Origin of the sequence: Shewanella aestuarii (assembly GCF_014647215.1) — a bacterium.
In the GTDB taxonomy this organism is placed as follows: domain Bacteria; phylum Pseudomonadota; class Gammaproteobacteria; order Enterobacterales; family Shewanellaceae; genus Shewanella; species Shewanella aestuarii.
The window spans coordinates 93,363-111,152 of sequence record NZ_BMOT01000009.1; the positions used below are offsets into that span (position 1 = coordinate 93,363).

Annotated in this window: 16 protein-coding genes; 13 read left to right on the forward strand and 3 right to left on the reverse strand. The window is 42.4% G+C overall.

Going from position 1 to position 17,790, the window contains the following annotated elements:
* Positions 1-47 precede the first annotated feature (47 nt).
* The 6 genes from IEY03_RS13475 (at position 48) to IEY03_RS13500 (ending at position 5,156) form a co-directional block, all read left to right on the forward strand.
* Complete coding sequence (locus IEY03_RS13475) at positions 48-338, forward strand: co-chaperone GroES (protein WP_188842565.1); 291 nt, start codon at positions 48-50, stop codon at positions 336-338.
* Positions 339-395: 57 nt separating this feature from the next.
* The gene (gene groL, locus IEY03_RS13480; protein WP_188842567.1) at positions 396-2,033 is read left to right on the forward strand and encodes a chaperonin GroEL; all 1,638 of its coding nucleotides are present in this window, start codon (positions 396-398) and stop codon (positions 2,031-2,033) included.
* 305 nt (positions 2,034-2,338) lie between these two features.
* On the forward strand, positions 2,339-2,620 hold the full coding sequence (locus tag IEY03_RS13485; protein ID WP_188842568.1) for a type II toxin-antitoxin system ParD family antitoxin: 282 nt from the start codon (positions 2,339-2,341) through the stop codon (positions 2,618-2,620).
* A complete protein-coding gene (locus IEY03_RS13490; RefSeq protein ID WP_229778333.1) occupies positions 2,613-2,903 on the forward strand; it encodes a type II toxin-antitoxin system RelE/ParE family toxin in 291 nt (96 codons plus the stop codon). Before IEY03_RS13485 ends, IEY03_RS13490 begins: the two co-directional genes overlap by 8 nt.
* 457 nt (positions 2,904-3,360) lie before the next feature.
* A complete protein-coding gene (locus IEY03_RS13495; protein WP_188842570.1) occupies positions 3,361-3,702 on the forward strand; it encodes a hypothetical protein in 342 nt (113 codons plus the stop codon).
* A 152-nt stretch (positions 3,703-3,854) separates the two neighbouring features.
* On the forward strand, positions 3,855-5,156 hold the full coding sequence (locus IEY03_RS13500) for an anaerobic C4-dicarboxylate transporter (protein ID WP_188842572.1): 1,302 nt from the start codon (positions 3,855-3,857) through the stop codon (positions 5,154-5,156).
* A 152-nt stretch (positions 5,157-5,308) separates the two neighbouring features.
* On the opposite strand, the gene IEY03_RS13505 is transcribed toward IEY03_RS13500, so the two are convergent.
* A complete protein-coding gene (locus IEY03_RS13505) occupies positions 5,309-5,800 on the reverse strand; it encodes a TIGR00645 family protein (protein WP_188842574.1) in 492 nt (163 codons plus the stop codon).
* A gap of 446 nt (positions 5,801-6,246) precedes the next feature.
* On the opposite strand from IEY03_RS13505, the gene IEY03_RS13510 reads away from it, so the two are divergent.
* The 6 genes from IEY03_RS13510 to IEY03_RS13535 all read left to right on the forward strand — a co-directional run bounded on the left by IEY03_RS13510 (position 6,247) and on the right by IEY03_RS13535 (position 12,780).
* Entirely contained in the window at positions 6,247-6,876 is a 630-nt protein-coding gene (locus IEY03_RS13510; protein ID WP_188842576.1) for a hypothetical protein, read from the forward strand.
* A gap of 112 nt (positions 6,877-6,988) precedes the next feature.
* Complete coding sequence (locus tag IEY03_RS13515) at positions 6,989-7,393, forward strand: hypothetical protein (RefSeq protein WP_188842578.1); 405 nt, start codon at positions 6,989-6,991, stop codon at positions 7,391-7,393.
* A gap of 342 nt (positions 7,394-7,735) precedes the next feature.
* Positions 7,736-9,511 carry a sensor domain-containing diguanylate cyclase gene (locus IEY03_RS13520; RefSeq protein WP_188842580.1) on the forward strand — a complete coding sequence of 592 codons (1,776 nt, stop codon included), beginning with the start codon at positions 7,736-7,738 and terminating at the stop codon, positions 9,509-9,511.
* Positions 9,512-9,726: 215 nt separating this feature from the next.
* Entirely contained in the window at positions 9,727-10,476 is a 750-nt protein-coding gene (locus tag IEY03_RS13525; RefSeq protein ID WP_188842582.1) for a class I SAM-dependent DNA methyltransferase, read from the forward strand.
* 461 nt (positions 10,477-10,937) lie between these two features.
* Positions 10,938-12,107, forward strand: a complete 1,170-nt coding sequence (locus IEY03_RS13530) for an MFS transporter (RefSeq protein ID WP_229778334.1) — start codon at positions 10,938-10,940, stop codon at positions 12,105-12,107.
* A gap of 151 nt (positions 12,108-12,258) precedes the next feature.
* Positions 12,259-12,780, forward strand: a complete 522-nt coding sequence (locus IEY03_RS13535) for a DUF1993 domain-containing protein (protein ID WP_188842584.1) — start codon at positions 12,259-12,261, stop codon at positions 12,778-12,780.
* A gap of 92 nt (positions 12,781-12,872) precedes the next feature.
* On the opposite strand, the gene IEY03_RS13540 is transcribed toward IEY03_RS13535, so the two are convergent.
* Both IEY03_RS13540 and IEY03_RS13545 read right to left on the reverse strand, forming a co-directional pair.
* Entirely contained in the window at positions 12,873-14,159 is a 1,287-nt protein-coding gene (locus IEY03_RS13540) for an acetyl-CoA hydrolase/transferase family protein (RefSeq protein ID WP_188842586.1), read from the reverse strand.
* Positions 14,160-14,285: 126 nt separating this feature from the next.
* Positions 14,286-15,938, reverse strand: coding sequence for a SulP family inorganic anion transporter (locus tag IEY03_RS13545; RefSeq protein ID WP_188842588.1), 1,653 nt, complete (start codon positions 15,936-15,938; stop codon positions 14,286-14,288).
* A 311-nt stretch (positions 15,939-16,249) separates the two neighbouring features.
* Between IEY03_RS13545 and IEY03_RS13550 the strand changes: the two genes are divergently transcribed.
* Complete coding sequence (locus tag IEY03_RS13550; RefSeq protein ID WP_188842590.1) at positions 16,250-17,782, forward strand: NAD(P)H-hydrate dehydratase; 1,533 nt, start codon at positions 16,250-16,252, stop codon at positions 17,780-17,782.
* The last annotated feature ends 8 nt before the right edge of the window (positions 17,783-17,790 follow it).

Genomic DNA, 17,790 nt, shown 5'->3' on the forward strand with positions numbered 1-17,790 from the left:
AAAACCGCCTCGATTTTTGGGCATCAAATCATTAGGAGAGTTCATAGATGAATATTCGTCCATTACATGACCGAGTTATTGTTAAGCGTTTAGAAGTTGAATCTACTTCAGCGGGTGGCATCGTACTTACAGGCAGTGCAGCTGAAAAATCAACTCGTGGCGAAATTCTTGCAGTAGGCAACGGTCGCATTTTAGAAAATGGCACAGTTAAACCACTTGACGTAAAAGTGGGTGATGTTGTGATCTTCAACGAAGGTTATGGCGTTAAAAAAGAGAAAATTGACGGTGAAGAAGTATTAATCCTGTCAGAAGCTGACCTGATGGCTGTTGTAGGCTAAGCCTCCGGTATCATTAGACTGTCCACTTAAACTATTAATTTAAAGGAACATCAAGACATGGCAGCAAAAGAAGTATTATTTGGTAATGACGCACGTGTAAAAATGCTTGCGGGCGTTAACATTCTAGCCAATGCAGTTAAAGTTACTTTAGGCCCTAAAGGTCGTAACGTGGTTTTAGATAAAAGCTTTGGCGCACCACTAATCACTAAAGATGGTGTATCAGTAGCCAAAGAAATCGAACTGACAGACAAGTTTGAAAACATGGGCGCACAAATGGTTAAAGAAGTTGCTTCTAAAGCCAATGATGCCGCAGGTGACGGTACCACTACCGCAACAGTATTAGCTCAATCTATTGTTGTTGAAGGCCTAAAAGCAGTGGCTGCGGGTATGAACCCAATGGATCTTAAGCGCGGTATCGACAAAGCGGTTATCGCAGCCGTTGCTGAACTTAAGTTACTTTCTCAAGAATGTGCCGACACTAAAGCGATTGCACAAGTAGGTACAATTTCTGCTAACTCTGATGAGTCAATCGGCGACATCATTGCTACAGCAATGGACAAAGTGGGTAAAGAAGGCGTTATTACCGTTGAAGAAGGCCAAGCGCTAGAAAACGAATTAGACGTTGTTGAAGGTATGCAGTTTGACCGTGGTTATTTATCACCTTACTTCATCAACAAGCCAGAAACTGGCAGCGTTGAATTAGACAGCCCATTCGTATTATTAGTAGACAAAAAAGTTTCTAACATCCGCGAATTACTGCCAATCCTTGAAGGTTTAGCAAAAACAGGTAAGCCATTACTTATCGTTGCAGAAGACGTTGAAGGCGAAGCATTAGCGACGTTAGTGGTTAACAATATGCGCGGCATCGTTAAAGTCGCTGCGGTTAAAGCCCCTGGATTTGGCGACCGTCGTAAAGCAATGTTACAAGACGTTGCCATCTTAACTGGCGGTACAGTAATCGCTGAAGAAATCGGCCTAGAGCTTGAAAAAGCGACCCTAGAAGATTTAGGTACAGCTAAGCGCGTTATCATCACTAAAGATAACACTACCATTATTGATGGTAACGGTGACCAAACACAAATCTCTGGTCGTGTTAGCCAAATCAAACAGCAAATTGAAGAATCAACTTCAGACTACGACAAAGAAAAACTTCAAGAGCGTATGGCTAAACTTGCTGGCGGTGTTGCCGTTATCAAAGTTGGCGCAGCCACTGAAGTTGAAATGAAAGAGAAAAAAGCCCGCGTAGAAGATGCATTACACGCCACTCGCGCAGCCGTTGAAGAAGGTGTTGTTGCCGGCGGTGGTGTTGCACTTGTTCGCGTAGCAAGCAAAATCAAAGATGTTGAAGTATTGAACGAAGACCAAAAACACGGTGTGGTAATCGCATTACGTGCTATGGAAGCGCCATTACGTCAAATCGCGACTAACGCTGGTCAAGAAGCATCAGTGGTTGCAAACACAGTGAAAAACGGTACTGGTAACTACGGTTACAATGCGGGTAACGACACCTACGGTGACATGTTAGAAATGGGTATCCTAGACCCAACTAAAGTGACCCGTAGTGCATTACAGTTTGCCGCATCAATTGCAGGCTTGATGATTACAACAGAAGCTATGATTGGTGAAGTACCACAAGAGTCTGCGCCAGATATGGGCGGCATGGGTGGTATGGGCGGAATGGGTGGCATGATGTAATCTAACTGGTCTAAATCGGTGATAACTGCGTTGCTTCACCACTCGTTTATGAAAAGCTAAACGTCGTGGTAAAGCGCCTTGTTCTAACCCGATTTATCCTGCGTTAGATACTTATGTTGGTCTCTAGCCTAAAAGCTTAGAACCGAACTTCTTGTAAAAGAAATTGAAAGCCCCGATACCTAACGGTATCGGGGCTTTCTGTTGGATGGCTTTTGTATTAGTTTACTCTGATCATTTACCTCCGCACTTGAATCATGCGTATATTATGCACATAATATACTCATTAAATGATTGGAGTCTTAATAATGAATATTACATTAGGTAAAGAGTTCGAAAGAAGGATCACAGAGAAAGTATCTGAAGGCTTATATACCTCCGCTAGTGAAGTGATACGCGATGGTCTGAGACTGCTATTTGAGAAAGACCTTGCTAAAAATCAACAGCTTGAAGTGTTACGTGAAGAGGTCGCTAAAGGCTTCGAACAGCTAGCCGCTGGTGAGCTGTCAAAGCATAGTGTTATGGATATTTTTGAACAAGCTTCACACTCTGTTGAGAGAAAATCTATTGGTAAGGCTGACAATGCCTAGCTATAGGTTATCCCCTTTAGCCGAAGAAGACTTATTCAAAATCATTTCATCCACAATTGAATCTTGGGGAAATGCGCAGGCAAAGATCTATGCTCAAAGCATAGATGCCGCCTTATTAAAACTAGCTCAATATCCTGATTTTGGTAGAGAAAGAAGTGATGTTTATGATGGTGCTAAAAGCTTTCCTGTTGAGAAGCACATTGTCTTTTATCAAATCAGTGATAACGGTATTCATGTCGCTCGTATTTTGCATCAACGCATGGATCCCTCAAAACATTTTTAATGATATTTGAGTAAGGTTAATTACTCAAAATGAAACCAGTTAACAGGTTAAAAGCTTAGAGCTGAATATTGGCAGCACCAATAGTTAATGGCATGTGAGCTTTTTTGTTGAAGGGCTTATAGTAAGTTTACTCTGACCCTGAGGGATCAAATATTGAGTGATGCCACTTCAACCATATGATTGTCATCAAATGTAATGGTTTTGAACTATCGATAAAAAAGTTAACTTCCAGCGTACTCTATAGCTCACTTGTTTGAGTTATTGAAGTGTGAAAGCTAAATGTCGTGGTAAAGCGCTGTTGAACGGAGATGATTTGACTTCCTTAATGGAATTCCCAAAATAAACTCTGAAATAATCAATGCATATAAGATTGATGCAGAGCAGTAGGAAAGTAGTTCAAGCGTTAAAGTGTGTGGGCATTTTTTGTTTTATTGTGAGCTTTTTTCCACTGATGTGTGTGAGTATTTTTTCTTTTGAGCAAGACATTATTTTATTGATGGTCGCTGTGCTGCTTTTTATGATTGCCGTTGGCTTATTCATTATTTTGCCAGTGTCAGCAAAATATGATGCCTATAGCAATGTCTTAAAAGAAGCCGTTAAAGAGACAGAAACAAGCAGGCGTGCTAAACGCGCCGAGAAGTTGGCTGAATTTTATTGGCCCTTGTTAACCGCTATCTATCTTGGTTGGAGCTTTTGGACAATGGCTTGGGGTACCACTTGGATTGTTTGGCCTGTTGGGGCTGTGCTGTTTGGCGCATTAGTGGGGTTGATGGAATTACTTCATAAAGACACCCCCTAATGTGAGGTATGTGAAATCAGTAACCAATGTTACCTGCTCAAGTTAACAATTACGGTTTTTTGTACTGTTAATTGATATTTTATTGATTTAATCATCCATTATTTATCCAGGCTTTGCAGTAAAGTGCGCCGCAATGAAGGCTTGGAGGATTTATGGTAACAATTGAGTTAGTGGTGGTGTTGGCAGCCATTTTTATCGGCGCACGAATTGGCGGCATTGGGATTGGCTTTGCGGGCGGCTGTGGTGTGTTGGTGTTAACACTTGGCTTAGGGATGAAACCAGGCACCATTCCTATTGATGTGATTCTGATCATCATGTCTGTTATCGCGGCAATTGCGGCCATGCAAGTGGCTGGTGGCTTGCAGTTTTTGGTCAATATCGCAGAGCGTGTTTTGCGTAAAAACCCAAAGCAGGTGACTTTTTTAGCCCCCATTGTCACTTATACCATGACGCTATTTGCGGGTACGGGCCACACTGCGTTTTCTACCTTACCTGTGATTGCTGAGGTAGCCAAAGAGCAGGGTATTCGTCCCTCACGCCCATTAAGTATTGCGGTTGTTGCCTCACAAATTGCGATTACGGCGTCACCTATTTCAGCTGCCGTGGTGCTGATGAGCGGTATGCTTGAAAGCAAAGGCGTGGGCTATATTAGTTTATTGATGATCTGTATCCCCTCCACTTTTCTGGCTTGTATGATTGGTGCTTTTGTTGCCCAATTTATGGGCAAAGAGTTGCAAGATGACCCTATTTATCAAGACCGTTTAGCGCACGGGTTAGTGAGTAAGCGCGATAGCACTAACATTGAGTTACCCGCTGGAGCCAAGCGCTCGGTGATGGTGTTTTTGGTGGCTATCGTGGCGGTGGTGTTTTATGCAACCGCGATTAGTGATGCTGTCGGCCTGATTGATAATCCAACATTGCCACGTAATGAAGCCATTATGGTGTTTATGCTAACCGCAGCCACGGCGATAACCTTGTTTTGCAAAGTCGATTCAGCCGAGGTACTTAATGCGGCCACGTTTAAGTCGGGCATGAGTGCCTGTATTTGTGTCTTGGGCGTAGCCTGGCTAGGCGACACTTTTGTTGCAGGGCATATAGACGAAATTAAAGCGTTATCGGGTGGTTTGTTAGAAGAGCACTCGTGGATGTTGGCGATTATTTTGTTTTTAGCGAGCATGTTGCTGTATTCACAAGCCGCAACCACTGCGGCGCTAATGCCATCGGCCTTTATGCTTGGGGTAAGCCCTGAGGCGGCTATTGCATCTTTTGCTGCGGTCAGTGCCTTATTTGTATTGCCCACTTACCCCACCTTGCTTGCGGCAGTTGAAATGGATGACACAGGATCAACCCGTATTGGCCAGTGGGTATTTAATCATCCTTTTGTGGTGCCTGGTGTGGTGTCTATTGTGAGTTCGGTGATTATTGGATTTGTGTTCGCTGAGATTATTTTGTAGGTATTCAATTTTAGCTGCGACGTTTTTATGTCACCACAATGCTGAATGCTATGCAGCTTAGAGGGTATTAGCTTATAAATGACTAAAGCCCCGATACTTAATGGGTATCGGGGCTTTTAGTTTTTTGAGTCTTTTAAAGGTTTATAGCACTGTTACTTTGTACGGCTAATTTTATCTAAATAGCCCATAGCGAATGCAGATAACACAAAGGTGATATGAATAAGTAGATACCACATGATTTTATCATTATCGATATTTTCGGCATTCATAAACACTTTAAGTAAGTGAATAGACGATATGGCGACAATAGATGCAGCCACTTTGTTTTTCAGTGAGCCAGAATCCATTTTGCCAAGCCAGCCGAGTTTTTCACTGTCTTCACCTACATCAAGCTGTGAGACGAAGTTTTCGTAACCTGAAAACATCACCATAACCAGTAAACCACCGACCAAAGTGATATCGATCAGTGAGAGTGTAATGAGGATTAAGTCGACTTCTTTTATCTCGAAAATAATCGGTAGGATATGAAAAATTTCTTGAAAAAACTTTATGCCTAAGGCGAATAAAACCAGACTTAAGCCTAAATAAATAGGTGCCATGATCCAGCGTGATGCATACATCAACTTCTCAAACATTTTTTCCATAAAAAACTGACCCTTTAAATAAAATTCACTAGAAATCATCTAAGCTACTTATGATAAAGCCATAAGCGGATGAACTTTAACTGTGCTAAGGCGCAGTAGCAAGCTTGAAGGCATTTCTTTGGTGTGTTTTGTGTCAGTGAAAGCAATTTATTCAACATAGGCTTGTTATGAGTAATAAAAAGTCATAACATGATAATAGAATTGTGCGCAATTTAATTGCTATCTATTTAATTGCATGTTGTTTAATTATTGTCATTACCTATCGCTACACTGCCGTATATGTCTGTTGATGAGTTTTATTCGCAATATGTTGCCAAAGGTGACTGAGTTGAGCCATGGATACAAAATGGCAGTGCCACTGAAAACGTTAGCCCATAACTGCAGTCACCTGCAGTGAGTTAGGGCTAGAATGAGTTTGAACGAATAACCGTTCATAAAGGAATAATATGAAAACCGTATTAGTCGTTGTGCAAAGTGCACTGATGATATGTATGACTTTGATTAGCTGTGTAACTTATGCAGCTTCTTCTAAATCAGAAGTCGTTGTTAAGGTTGATGAAACCAGTTTTAGCTGTATCCGCCAAATGACACCAGTGCGCCATTTTTATGTTGATAATGTGCTGGGCAATATTGATGCGACGTTGGCTGCAGCCAATGCCCCCGATGGCGCGATTTATCCAACAGGTTCAGTGGTGCAGTTGGTACCGACTGAAGTGATGGTTAAGCGTGAACCTGGCACTTCTCCTGTTACTGGCGACTGGGAGTTTTTTGAATTAGAAGTTGATGAGGCAGGGACGAAAATTGCTAAACGTGGATTTATAGATGTGAATAATCGCTTTGGTGGTAATTGTTTTGCTTGCCATTTACCTGCGAAAGAAAAGTGGGACTTTATTTGCGAGTCGGGGCATGGCTGTGAACCTATTCCTATTGATCACAAAATGACTGGTGCGTTGCAGCGTTCAGATCCTCGTTGTGGTGAGACCGCTTTAGAATCGGGTGACACTATGGCACTTTTCAAGCTGAAAATGATGGTTAGCTTAGGTGCCACCAAAAAATGGTTTGAAGATTTGTTTTGATAAACTAGGGTCTTTAGTGGCGAGCTTGATAATCTTTTAATCTTTGTCTCAGGTTAGTTTATTACACTGTATTGATGAGGATAAATTTTAAGCGTAACAGAGAGCTCAAATAATGGATGAACATCAAACAAACAACACCGCTAAAAAACCGTTAATGGTACTCGGTGTCATTGCCGCGATACTGGCTTTATTGGCGATTCTGATGACGGTGATGCCAAAAGGGTTTAAAACTACCCATGAAGAAATCGGCATGGGTAAGCCTACAGTGGTGTTTGTGTATGATCCCAACCTGACAGTAAGTAATAGCCAAACTGAGCAGATGAATGAAGCCCGTGCGCATCTTGGCGATAATGTTGTGTTTTTACTTGCAAGAGTGGGCGATCCTAATGGTGAGAAGCTGATTGCTAAGTATCGCGCTAATTCAACCGAGTTGTTACTTTTTGATCCTGCAGGTAATCTGGCTAAGAGACAATATGGCGTGATTAATGCTAATGAGCTGATGCTTTGGGTACGTTAATCAGCCAATAAATAGCAATGAACACCTAACTAATTTAGTTGAGTAAAAAGCGGCATTAGCTAGACCTTCATGACTTAATGATTTCACCATCAGACCCTGCTCCCAATAGGAACAGGGTTTTTTATTTTGTCTGATCCGATTGAATACTATCGCCTGAAATAAAGTATTTAGGGTGTTTTTGTGTAAGCGTCAATATGGGCAGAGCCTTGCTGTAGCCGTATAAACAGTAAACATGGTTAGTTATCGAGAATTAAATTGTACTCATTTTCACATATTTCGAGGAGGACGTATTTAAGTGCTATTATCAATTGTATAACAATTCATTTTCTTAAATTACTGCTTATGAATGGTATTTCGAATAACAATAAAAATGGCTTTACCATTGAGAAATATTTAGCCCCGTTATTGCTAGTGTTTAGCACTCTTTTGGGCGTGTTTTTTAGTAGTGACAGCAGCGCTGAAACTATCGCTATTCCGCAATTCACCCAAGGTCATTTAGGTAAATATACTGAGTATTTCAGAGAATCAGATCGCGAAATTACCTTAACCGAAGCACGTGAGCACTTTAATACAGTCCCTTTGTCAAAGGGGTCGAGTCATTCTATTTCTCTGGGGATTGATGTTGCTCCTGTGTGGATGACATTTACGGTTGATAACACTACGGATATGACTGAGTTTTATCGTTTGTCTTTAGAAACACCATGGATTGATTACATTGACACTTGGTTGATTAAAGATGGCGAGGTGATTAACCATTTTGCTGGAGGTGATGCTTATGCGTTTGAAAAGCGTCCGATGCAATATCGTTTTTATGCATTTGAACATGAATATCCCCCGGGGCAGACTCAAGTTATTATCCGGGTCGAAACGAAGGGGCCCATGGCGTTACCTGTTTACTTTAGCTCGGTTAAGGCAGCAATAAGCCGTGATATTTCTAGTGGTTATCAGTTCGGTGCTCTCTATGGCATTATGATTGCTCTGGCACTGTATAATTTAGTGTTATTTGTATTTATTCGCCAAGCTGAATATGGCTTGTATTGTCTTTATCTTCTCGGTTTTGTCTTAAATAGCCTGTCGTATACTGGCCAACTTCATACCATCATTACCGCGGATTATGGTGTCTATTTTCAAGATTGGTTAGATATTTTTTTAATGATTACCTACAGCGTAACAGGGCTTCTGTTTGCTCGTACTTTGCTAAAAACAAAAGAGTATGCGCCAAAGTTAGATCGATTAGTATTACGGATAGCACTGTATATACCGCTTGGAATGCTGACCGGATTTGTGTTTGATCAGTTGATATTTTCGGCGATATTGTCGTTCTTGCTCAATTCCAGTTTTGTGTTTTTGTTTATTATTTTGGGTATCAAAGCGTTACAGGCTAAAAAGCCATTTGCGGTGCTTTTTATTTTATCGTCTGTCACCGCGGCATTATGTATTGCGATATCAACGCTAGCAGTAGCAGGCTTTCTTGTACCTTATAATGATTATACTTTTAAGGCTATTGAGTTTGGTATGGCATTTGAAGCTATCTTGCTTGCTTCCATTTTGGCCAGACAATTTAGGGTTGCACAGATAGATAAGCGGATTGCTGAAAAATACGCTCGAACAGATCCTTTAACTGAATTAAACAATCGTCGAGGTTTTAAAGAGCTTACCCAGCCCATTTTCGAGCATATCGTTGCCAACCAAAGAGAGGTCACTATTGTTATCATTGATATCGACAACTTTAAAAATGTGAATGATATTTATGGCCATAGCATGGGAGATATAGTGTTAAAAAGTGTCGCAGATGCGATAACCGATAGCTGTCGTCAAGGTGATATTTCGGCTCGTTGGGGAGGCGAAGAGTTTATTGTCTTTTTAGCGGAAACCTCTGAAGCACAAGGTTTGATGCAAGCTGAAAAGATCAGACGAAAAATTGAAGCGATCAAGATTGATGATATCCATACTCAATTGTCTCTTACCGCCAGTTTCGGCATATCTGGTACTGTAAATGGATGCTTTAATCAAGCCACCTTAGATGCTCAGTCAATGGATAACATGCTAAGAAATGCCGATAAGGCACTTTACATTGCTAAACAAAATGGCAAAAACCAAGTTAAAATTTTTTGTTAAAGTAAACCGCTAAGATACCCGCCCTTAGAGGATGTTGAATAGCCAAGCTATGAATCCCTGAGGTGTTTTACGTGTGCTGACCCTTGCTTTAAATTGTGGCTTGTTCCGCCTTGCTAGCACTCTTTGTTAATCACTTAATATTACTCGTTTCTCAATTGGGTAAATTGATATATGATGCGCGCCCTTAAATATGCCTGTGTGGTTGACTCGAGTTTATGTCTGTTAATGCGCTTTATACTGATTTGTCTGGTTATTACGATTTAATGTGTTGTGATATTAACTATCAACAACAAAGTCATAGTATTGCGCGTTTGCATCAGTTTTTAGGTAATAGCGGCAAACACCATTTAGATTTAGCCTGTGGCACGGGGCCACATATCAGGCATTTTATTGATTTCGGCTTTCAAAGTAGTGGGCTCGATATTAATCAACCTATGCTAGATATTGCGATGCAACGTTGCCCAGAAGCGCAATTTAGTTTGCAAAATATGACTGACTTTCATGTTGACTCATCTCTGGATTTAATCACCTGTTTTTTGTATTCGATTCACTATTCTCCCGGCATTAAAGCGTTAAAAGCGTGTATTGCTAGCGTACATAGAGCCTTAAATGCAGGCGGGCTGTTTTGTTTTAATTCGGTTGATCGACATAAAATTGATAACAATGCACGAGTTAGGCATAGCGCAGAATTTGACGGCAGCGAATTTGTATTTGAGTCAGCTTGGTATTATCAAGGCGAGGGTGACATGCAGGCTTTAAATTTACGCATTTCCAAAACCCAGGATGATATTACCCAGCAATGGCAAGATGCCCATGCGATGGTTGCAACCAGTTTTGCTGATATGACAGCATTATTAAGCCCGTATTTCGACGTACAAATATTTGAGCACGATTATAATAGGATTGTTCCTTGGGATGGAGCTTCGGGTAATGCGCTATTTGTTTGCGTAAAACGTGACAATTAAATAACCCCTATTCAATATCTTCATATCGTGAATAAGGTCGGGGTCCGATATTGACCTTAGTGTCACTATGACAAACCCGCTAGTAAGTCCGTTTAACATTCATTTTTAGGCTTTTTGTCACCTCTGCTTATTTGTGGTGTTATTGCTTTATAAAAGTAACTTATTGGTGTTATTTTTTGATTTTTTCTAAACATTAATTGCAATTCTTTTGCCAGTTGACTTATCTATTTGTTATTGTTTTAGCTACTTTTTAGTGACAATTGCTAAGCTGAATAAATAACAATCATTGGTTTTGATAACATATTACCTCTAAATGCCCATTAATATGCTTTTATAACAGTTTTTAGCTTTACTTGTTTCCTCTTGAACATTACATTGCCGCCGATAATTTGCGGGCAAGTTTCCCCTTACTAAACCCATTGTCTTAAACACGCTTCAATTTCACTTTAAGTAGTTATAAATTGTCCAACATTACCCATAAAAATGCTGACACTAGCATTGCCTTGCCTGTGATTGGCCTGACTTTTTTTGCCATTGCATCTGGCTTCTTAATGAGCCTTATTCCGTTGTCACTATCCTACTTTGGCATAAGTTCATCACTCACGCCTTGGCTGGCGAGTGTGTTTTATTTTGGTTTGTTATTAGGCGCAACATGTATACAAAAAGTCATTAAATACTTTGGTCATAGACGCGCATTTATTTTGTTCTTAAGTGTGGTTGCGATAACCGTCGTGGTTATGTTGCTGCTGCCCAATCCCATTATATGGTTAACTGCAAGATTTGTTGCTGGTATGGCCATAGCAGGGGTATTTGTGGTGGTCGAGTCTTGGTTGTTAATGGCGGATTGTCCTAAAAAGCGCGTTAAGCGACTTGGGTTATATATGGTTGCGCTTTATGGTGGCAGTGCGGCGGGGCAATTGGCTATTTCAGTATTTGGCACCCAAGGGATTCAACCCTATTTAGTGGTTTTAGGGTTATTGTTTTTAGCGACATTGGCACCCTTAGTTTTGCGTTCTGGTCAGCCAGTTAGTGAGACATTACAACGTATTAACCGCAAAGAAATGCGTTATATTAATCGCCCCGCCATTATTGGGTGCATAGTGTCGGGGTTATTATTGGGGCCAATTTACGGGCTAATGCCATTGTATTTATCCCAGTCTACTGCTTTTTCCGGACATACTGGCTTATTAATGGCGAGCGTCATTCTAGGTGGAATGGCAGTACAACCCCTTGCTAGTGCGCTTTCAACCCGCATGAGTAAAAGTTTATTGATGGCGATATTTTGCTTATTAGGCTGTATCGCGGTAATGGGCATACTCGAATCCTCAAGTTTGTTAATGATGGCAAGCAGTTTATTGTTATTAGGGGCTAGCAGTTTTGCCTTGTACCCCATCGCCATTACCTTGGCATCAGATACCTTACCGATTGAAAAAATGGTTGCCGTGACCGAATTAATGCTGCTGTGTTACAGCGTGGGTTCAGTACTTGGGCCATTAATGGCGACAGTATTTACAGCTGCCGATGACGGATTAGTGGTCTATTTAGGTGTATGTTTATTGGCGACATGCATTTACATGTTAATCAAGAGTATGGCGGCGATTTCATCAGGGCAAAAACCTATCGTCGGTTAACTCGTTTGGGTCGAAATGCGGCGTTGAAGAGTGCAATCGTATGATTGGCTAAGGTTATCGACCTCAAGAGTGTTAATTGGCTTGCTATCTTAGTCGTTATCACTAACTATCTAAGCGCTGTAGATTTGCAGCTCTCAATGAGGACTCTGTCATGCTTTACGATCTGACTGTCGTACAATTTAGCAAAATGTTGAATAATTTAAATCATATTCTTGATAAGGCTGAAGCCTTCGCAGCCCTTAAAAGAGTAGATATGTCGGTTTTATTGAATGCGCGCTTAGCGCCCGATCAATTTAATCTTATTCGTCAGGTACAGATAGCCTGCGATACCGCTAAAATTGGTGTGGCGAGATTAACCGGCAACATGGATACCGTGCCTAAGCATGATGATAGTGAAACGACACTTGAAGAGCTTCGCGCACGTATCGCATCAGTGCTTGAATACTTGGCAAGTTTTAATAAGGCGGATTTTGCCGCTGCGGCGAATGTGCATGTTTCACAACCGCGTTGGGAAGGTAAGTACCTTACAGGTTATGAATTTGCCATTGAACATGCCATACCAAACCTTTATTTTCACGTCACCACTGCTTATGCCATATTGCGTCACAATGGAGTTGAAGTGGGTAAAAAAGATTATTTAGGGGCGATGCCTTATAAGGCCCCGATACTCTAGCGTGACTGGATTTAACTTGGATAAACTAAGTGGTTTTGCCACTTAGTTTGATACCAGTTCACGCCCAAATATACATTGACTATGTTATTGGGCTAAACCCTGAGTTGCCACATTTCAAACGTTTCTCGACAAAGCTGCTCCCTAAATTTAGGGTGGGCGATGTCAATAAGGGCTCGAGCCCGTTCCCGTAGTGATTTGCCGCGTAAGTTTGCCACACCATATTCAGTGGCTATGTAGTGCACATGGGCACGCGTTGTCACGACACCTGCGCCTGGTGATAATACTGTCGCTATGCGAGACACTGTGCCATTTGCCGCAGTGCTGGGCAGGGCAATAACAGAGCGCCCACCTTCGGATAACCCGGCACCACGAATAAAATCCATCTGACCACCGACACCTGAGTAAATTCGCGTACCTAACGAATCAGCACAAATTTGCCCTGAGATATCGACTTGTAAGGCTGAGTTGATGGCCATTACATTGGGATTTTTACGGATAATAGAGGTGTCATTGACTTGTTCAATATCCATAAATATCACCGAGGGATTATCATCGACAAAATCATAAAGTCGTTGGCTTCCCAAGGCAAATCCTGTGACAAGCTTGCCAGGGTGCACTTTTTTGCGACTGTTATTGATCACGCCGAGTTCAACCAGATTGAGTACCCCGTCAGAAAAAAGCTCTGTGTGCACACCAAGATCTTTGTGCTCGGTTAAACAAGCCAAAACCGCATCTGGAATAGCGCCAATGCCCATTTGTAGACAGTCACCATCTTGGACTAATTTTGCGACATGCTGACCAATCGCCATACTCGTAGCATCGCTTGCCGCCAGAGGATGTTGAGGTAACGGCACACTTTGTTCATACACGGCTGCCAGTTTATGATAATGAATAAATCCATCGCCATGGGTGCGCGGCATCATAGGGTTAATATGGGCAATAATTTTTCGAGCCATTTGGCAGGCGGCTAATGTTGCCTCAACAGAAATCCCTAAAGAGCAAATGCCGTGTTTGTCGGGTGGCGAAACTTGAATGATAGCGGTATCGATAGGCTGCTCACCAGAGCGAAATAACTTAGGTACTTCAGATAAAAAAATTGGCACATAGTCGGCCTCACCACGCTGTAAAAGCGCACGTGTCGGCACGCCGCCAAAGAAGCATCGATGGCGAAGATGGCCGTGTAATCGTGGATCACTGAGTGATTCGGCATTTTCGGTATGCAGCTGTAATAACGTGAGATTTTTTCGAGTCAGTGCATGTGCGGCTAAAGCATCGAGCAATACTTTCGGCGTGGCGCCCATTGAATGAGTCCATAGGGTCTCATTGTCTTCAATTAACGCCACGGCTTGCAAAGCACTGCTACAAATAATTGGGGGCATCTCAATCACTCAGGTTATTTATTCTGTTGGTAGTGTAAGGCGATACGGCATGCTTTGATAGCATTTACAGGCATATCTTTGATTGAAAACAAACAGATAAATAATGCTATCGTTCTGGCCGATTGATTAGTCTTTAGCTTGTACGTGTTTCAATGCTGCTTGTAATGCTTCATAGCGAAATCGGAATGCATTTTCATCAGGTAAGGAGTCTATTACATGGAACTTACGCAGTTGTTCCTGAGTTTGTTGATTGGGGCAAAGTAAAAATACTTCACAATTCGCATCCTGTGCATCTTTTATCGCGTTTTCAAGTGCTAAACCTACAGTGACATCTATCATGGGGACATCAGTTAAATCGAGGATCATCGCTTCATATTCTGCAATGCTGGCATGTTGTCTGGATATAGCTTTAGACACGCTGAAAATCATTGGCCCAGATAAGTAGAAAAACAGCACCTTGCCATTGGCTTGATCAAGCAAGCCGCGCTCACTTTGGGTGAGGGGGACAACGTTTTGATCAGCATCGCTGATGGCCTTGACTTGCCTTGCTTGCTCGCGGCTTAAGCGTTCGATAATCAAGATATTAGAAATAAAGACCCCAAGCCCTACCGCGACAATTAGGTCAACAAATACTGTCAGTAGCATAACACCGTACATAATTGCCATGCCTTGAACACTGACCTTATGCGCGCGTTGGATAAAACTCCAATCCAAAATATTAAAACCAACGTAAACCGCAATGCCTGCTAATACTGCCATAGGGATGGGTTCGGTTAGGCCGCCAGCAACTAATACCACCAAGGCTAGCACCGCAGCACGAGTAATACCGGATAAAGGTGAGCGAGCCCCAACCTGAATGTTGGTCACTGTGCCCATGGTTGCGCCTGCGCCAGGAAGTGCGCCAAATAATCCTGAAATCATATTGGCTAAACCTTGCCCGCGTAATTCTTTGTCTGAGTCGTGTTCTTTACGGGTGAGTGAATCACCAATCACAGCAGTCAGTAAAGTATCAATACAGCCTAAAGTGCCTAACACTAGGGCATCAATGACCATAGTCATGAAAATATCCGCATTGATGTGCGGAATAACTAAAGAGGGTAATCCTGCTGGAATTTCTCCGATGCGGCGAATACTGTCGGTATCGAAGAAGATGATAGACAATAATGTGACGCCGACTAAAGCGACTAATTGTGCCGGAACGTATTTACGCAGGTGTTTAGGGAACAAAAATAAGGTGGCTAAAGTGAGTAAACCTAACAATAACTCGCTGAATTTTATGTTGGCTAAGATATCTGGTAATGAAGATAAAGTGCCTATGACACCGCCTGCTGGTGCGGCGTGTCCTAGCAGAGGTGATAACTGCAAGATAATTAAAATGACACCAATGCCTGACATGAAACCTGAAATCACGCTATAGGGCATTAAGGTGACGTATTTACCCAGTTTTAACGTGCCGATTAAAAATTGAAATCCACCGGCCATCATCACTACCGTGAAGGAGATTGCCATTCCTGACTCAGGATATTTGGCCACCATAGAGGTTAAAATAGCGGTCATGATCACCGTCATTGGGCCGGTCGGTTCAGAGATTAACGTCGATGAGCCGCCAAAAAGTGAGGCAAAAAAACCAACAAGAATAGCGCCCCATAAACCCGCTTCGGCACCTGCGCCAGATGCCACACCAAAGGCAAGCGCTAAGGGTAAGGAAATGATTGCTGTGGTAACACCACCAAACAAATCACCTTTGATATTGATATCTTTAAAGCGTTCTCTCAACACAATTGCAATCTCTTAACCAAAAGTTCGCGAGACTTTAGCAAAAAACTGACCAATTTGTATAGCTCAGATAGCTTGGCTGGGCATTGGATAGACCAGTAAAATTAAGGTTGCTGCAGGTGAACTGAAGTTTACCTGCGTGGGTTAACGAGTTTCTAGGACGTTAATGGACTATTGTTAGCGACTTAAAGCGCCACCAGATAGACATTATCTGAGGTTGGAATTAACTGTGGATATTTGATCGTTTTTGAGGTTTATGTTGAATTTTGCGATATGCTAATAACACCACCTTTATCAAATAATTGTTGCAGAATATGATGTTACCTAATGAATTCTATACCGCTAAACAGGTAAAAGAGGGTGAAATCCTGGCGGCAGGGCAAGCGGGCATAAGCTTGTACCACTTGATGCAGCGAGCTGGAACAGCGGTTTTTGAAATCCTTAGGCAATATTATCCAGTGCCCAAGCATGTATTAGTCTGTTGTGGTGGCGGTAATAATGGTGGTGATGGCTACGTGTTAGCGACGCTATTACTGCAAGCTGGCATTAAGCTGACAGTATGGTCAACCCATCAGCCGAATCAGCTGGTGGGTGATGCATACCAAGCCTACCTTGATTATGTCTCAGCGGGGGGAACCATACAAGCCGCGCAAGATACAATTGAAGCAGATGTTGATGTGATCATTGATGCGCTTCTTGGTACAGGTCTTAAGGGCGCGGTTAAGCAGGCAACTGCGGCTTTGATTAGTCTGATTAATTTACATGATGCACAAGTGATTGCCGTCGATACTCCCTCAGGTTTGTGTGCTGATACCGGAGCGGTATTGGGCGTTTGTGTGGCGGCAAACCATACCGTGAGTTTTATCGGTATCAAGCAAGGGTTAGTTACTGCTAGCGCTAGAGATTACATAGGTAAGTTACATTTTCATGGTTTGGGGGTAGAGGCAGAGTTTAAGCACCTGCAGCAGGCAAAAGTGTTTTCGATAAGCGAGTCAATATTAACCCGCGCAGTCATTGCACGTAAACATACGGCCAATAAAGGTCACCATGGTAAGGCGTTGTTAGTGGGTGGTGATATGGGAATGGGCGGTGCCATTATCCTCAGTTCAATGGCATGTGCTCGCAGCGGTGCGGGATTAACAGCAGTATTAACTCATCAAGCAAACTATGCTGCGCTGTTATCGCATTGTGCTGAAGTGATGTGTAAGGATTGGATCGGCAGTGAAGATGTTGAGTCACGAATTACTTGGGCGAGCGCGATTGCATTAGGCCCAGGTCTAGGTGTTAATACACCAGCTAAATCGCTGTTTGAGGCAATTTGCGCTAGTAATAAGCCCAAAGTATTTGATGCCGATGGGCTAAATCTGTTGGCAAAAGTCCCAAACTATGACACCAATCGCATTATTACTCCTCATCCCGGCGAGGCGGCGCGACTATTACAATGTTCAGTGACAGAAATTGAGCGTGACCGTTTTGCTGCTGTGCGAGAATTGCAGCAGCGATTTGGCGGCGTAACGATTTTGAAAGGTGCTGGCACACTAGTGTGTGATGGTAAGCAAGTGTATGTTTGTTTAGCGGGTAACTCAGGAATGGCATCCGGAGGCATGGGAGATGTGTTAATTGGTGTGATTGTCAGTTTGCTTGCTCAAGGATACGCGCTTTTAGATGCGGCGGTTATAGGAGTGCAACTGCATAGTCAAGCTGCTGATGAGGCGGTAAAGGTATCGGGAAAAGTCGGTTTGCTTGCCAGTGATTTAATGCCATTTATTCGCCAAGAAATCAATAGGCTTAGTGACAAGAAACAGCTTAATAAGTCGATTTATACTAAAGAGCAAAGCCTTTGTTGACGTTGCTC

Coding starts and splice junctions, on each gene's coding strand:
- IEY03_RS13515 (WP_188842578.1), top strand. CDS start 6,989: ATGGATGAACATCAAACAAACAACACCGCTAAAAAACCGTTAATGGTA.
- groL (WP_188842567.1), top strand. CDS start 396: ATGGCAGCAAAAGAAGTATTATTTGGTAATGACGCACGTGTAAAAATG.
- IEY03_RS13500 (WP_188842572.1), top strand. CDS start 3,855: ATGGTAACAATTGAGTTAGTGGTGGTGTTGGCAGCCATTTTTATCGGC.
- IEY03_RS13525 (WP_188842582.1), top strand. CDS start 9,727: ATGTCTGTTAATGCGCTTTATACTGATTTGTCTGGTTATTACGATTTA.
- IEY03_RS13550 (WP_188842590.1), top strand. CDS start 16,250: ATGATGTTACCTAATGAATTCTATACCGCTAAACAGGTAAAAGAGGGT.
- IEY03_RS13475 (WP_188842565.1), top strand. CDS start 48: ATGAATATTCGTCCATTACATGACCGAGTTATTGTTAAGCGTTTAGAA.
- IEY03_RS13510 (WP_188842576.1), top strand. CDS start 6,247: ATGAAAACCGTATTAGTCGTTGTGCAAAGTGCACTGATGATATGTATG.
- IEY03_RS13490 (WP_229778333.1), top strand. CDS start 2,613: ATGCCTAGCTATAGGTTATCCCCTTTAGCCGAAGAAGACTTATTCAAA.
- IEY03_RS13485 (WP_188842568.1), top strand. CDS start 2,339: ATGAATATTACATTAGGTAAAGAGTTCGAAAGAAGGATCACAGAGAAA.
- IEY03_RS13540 (WP_188842586.1), bottom strand. CDS start 14,159: ATGCCCCCAATTATTTGTAGCAGTGCTTTGCAAGCCGTGGCGTTAATT.
- IEY03_RS13505 (WP_188842574.1), bottom strand. CDS start 5,800: ATGGAAAAAATGTTTGAGAAGTTGATGTATGCATCACGCTGGATCATG.
- IEY03_RS13520 (WP_188842580.1), top strand. CDS start 7,736: ATGAATGGTATTTCGAATAACAATAAAAATGGCTTTACCATTGAGAAA.
- IEY03_RS13535 (WP_188842584.1), top strand. CDS start 12,259: ATGCTTTACGATCTGACTGTCGTACAATTTAGCAAAATGTTGAATAAT.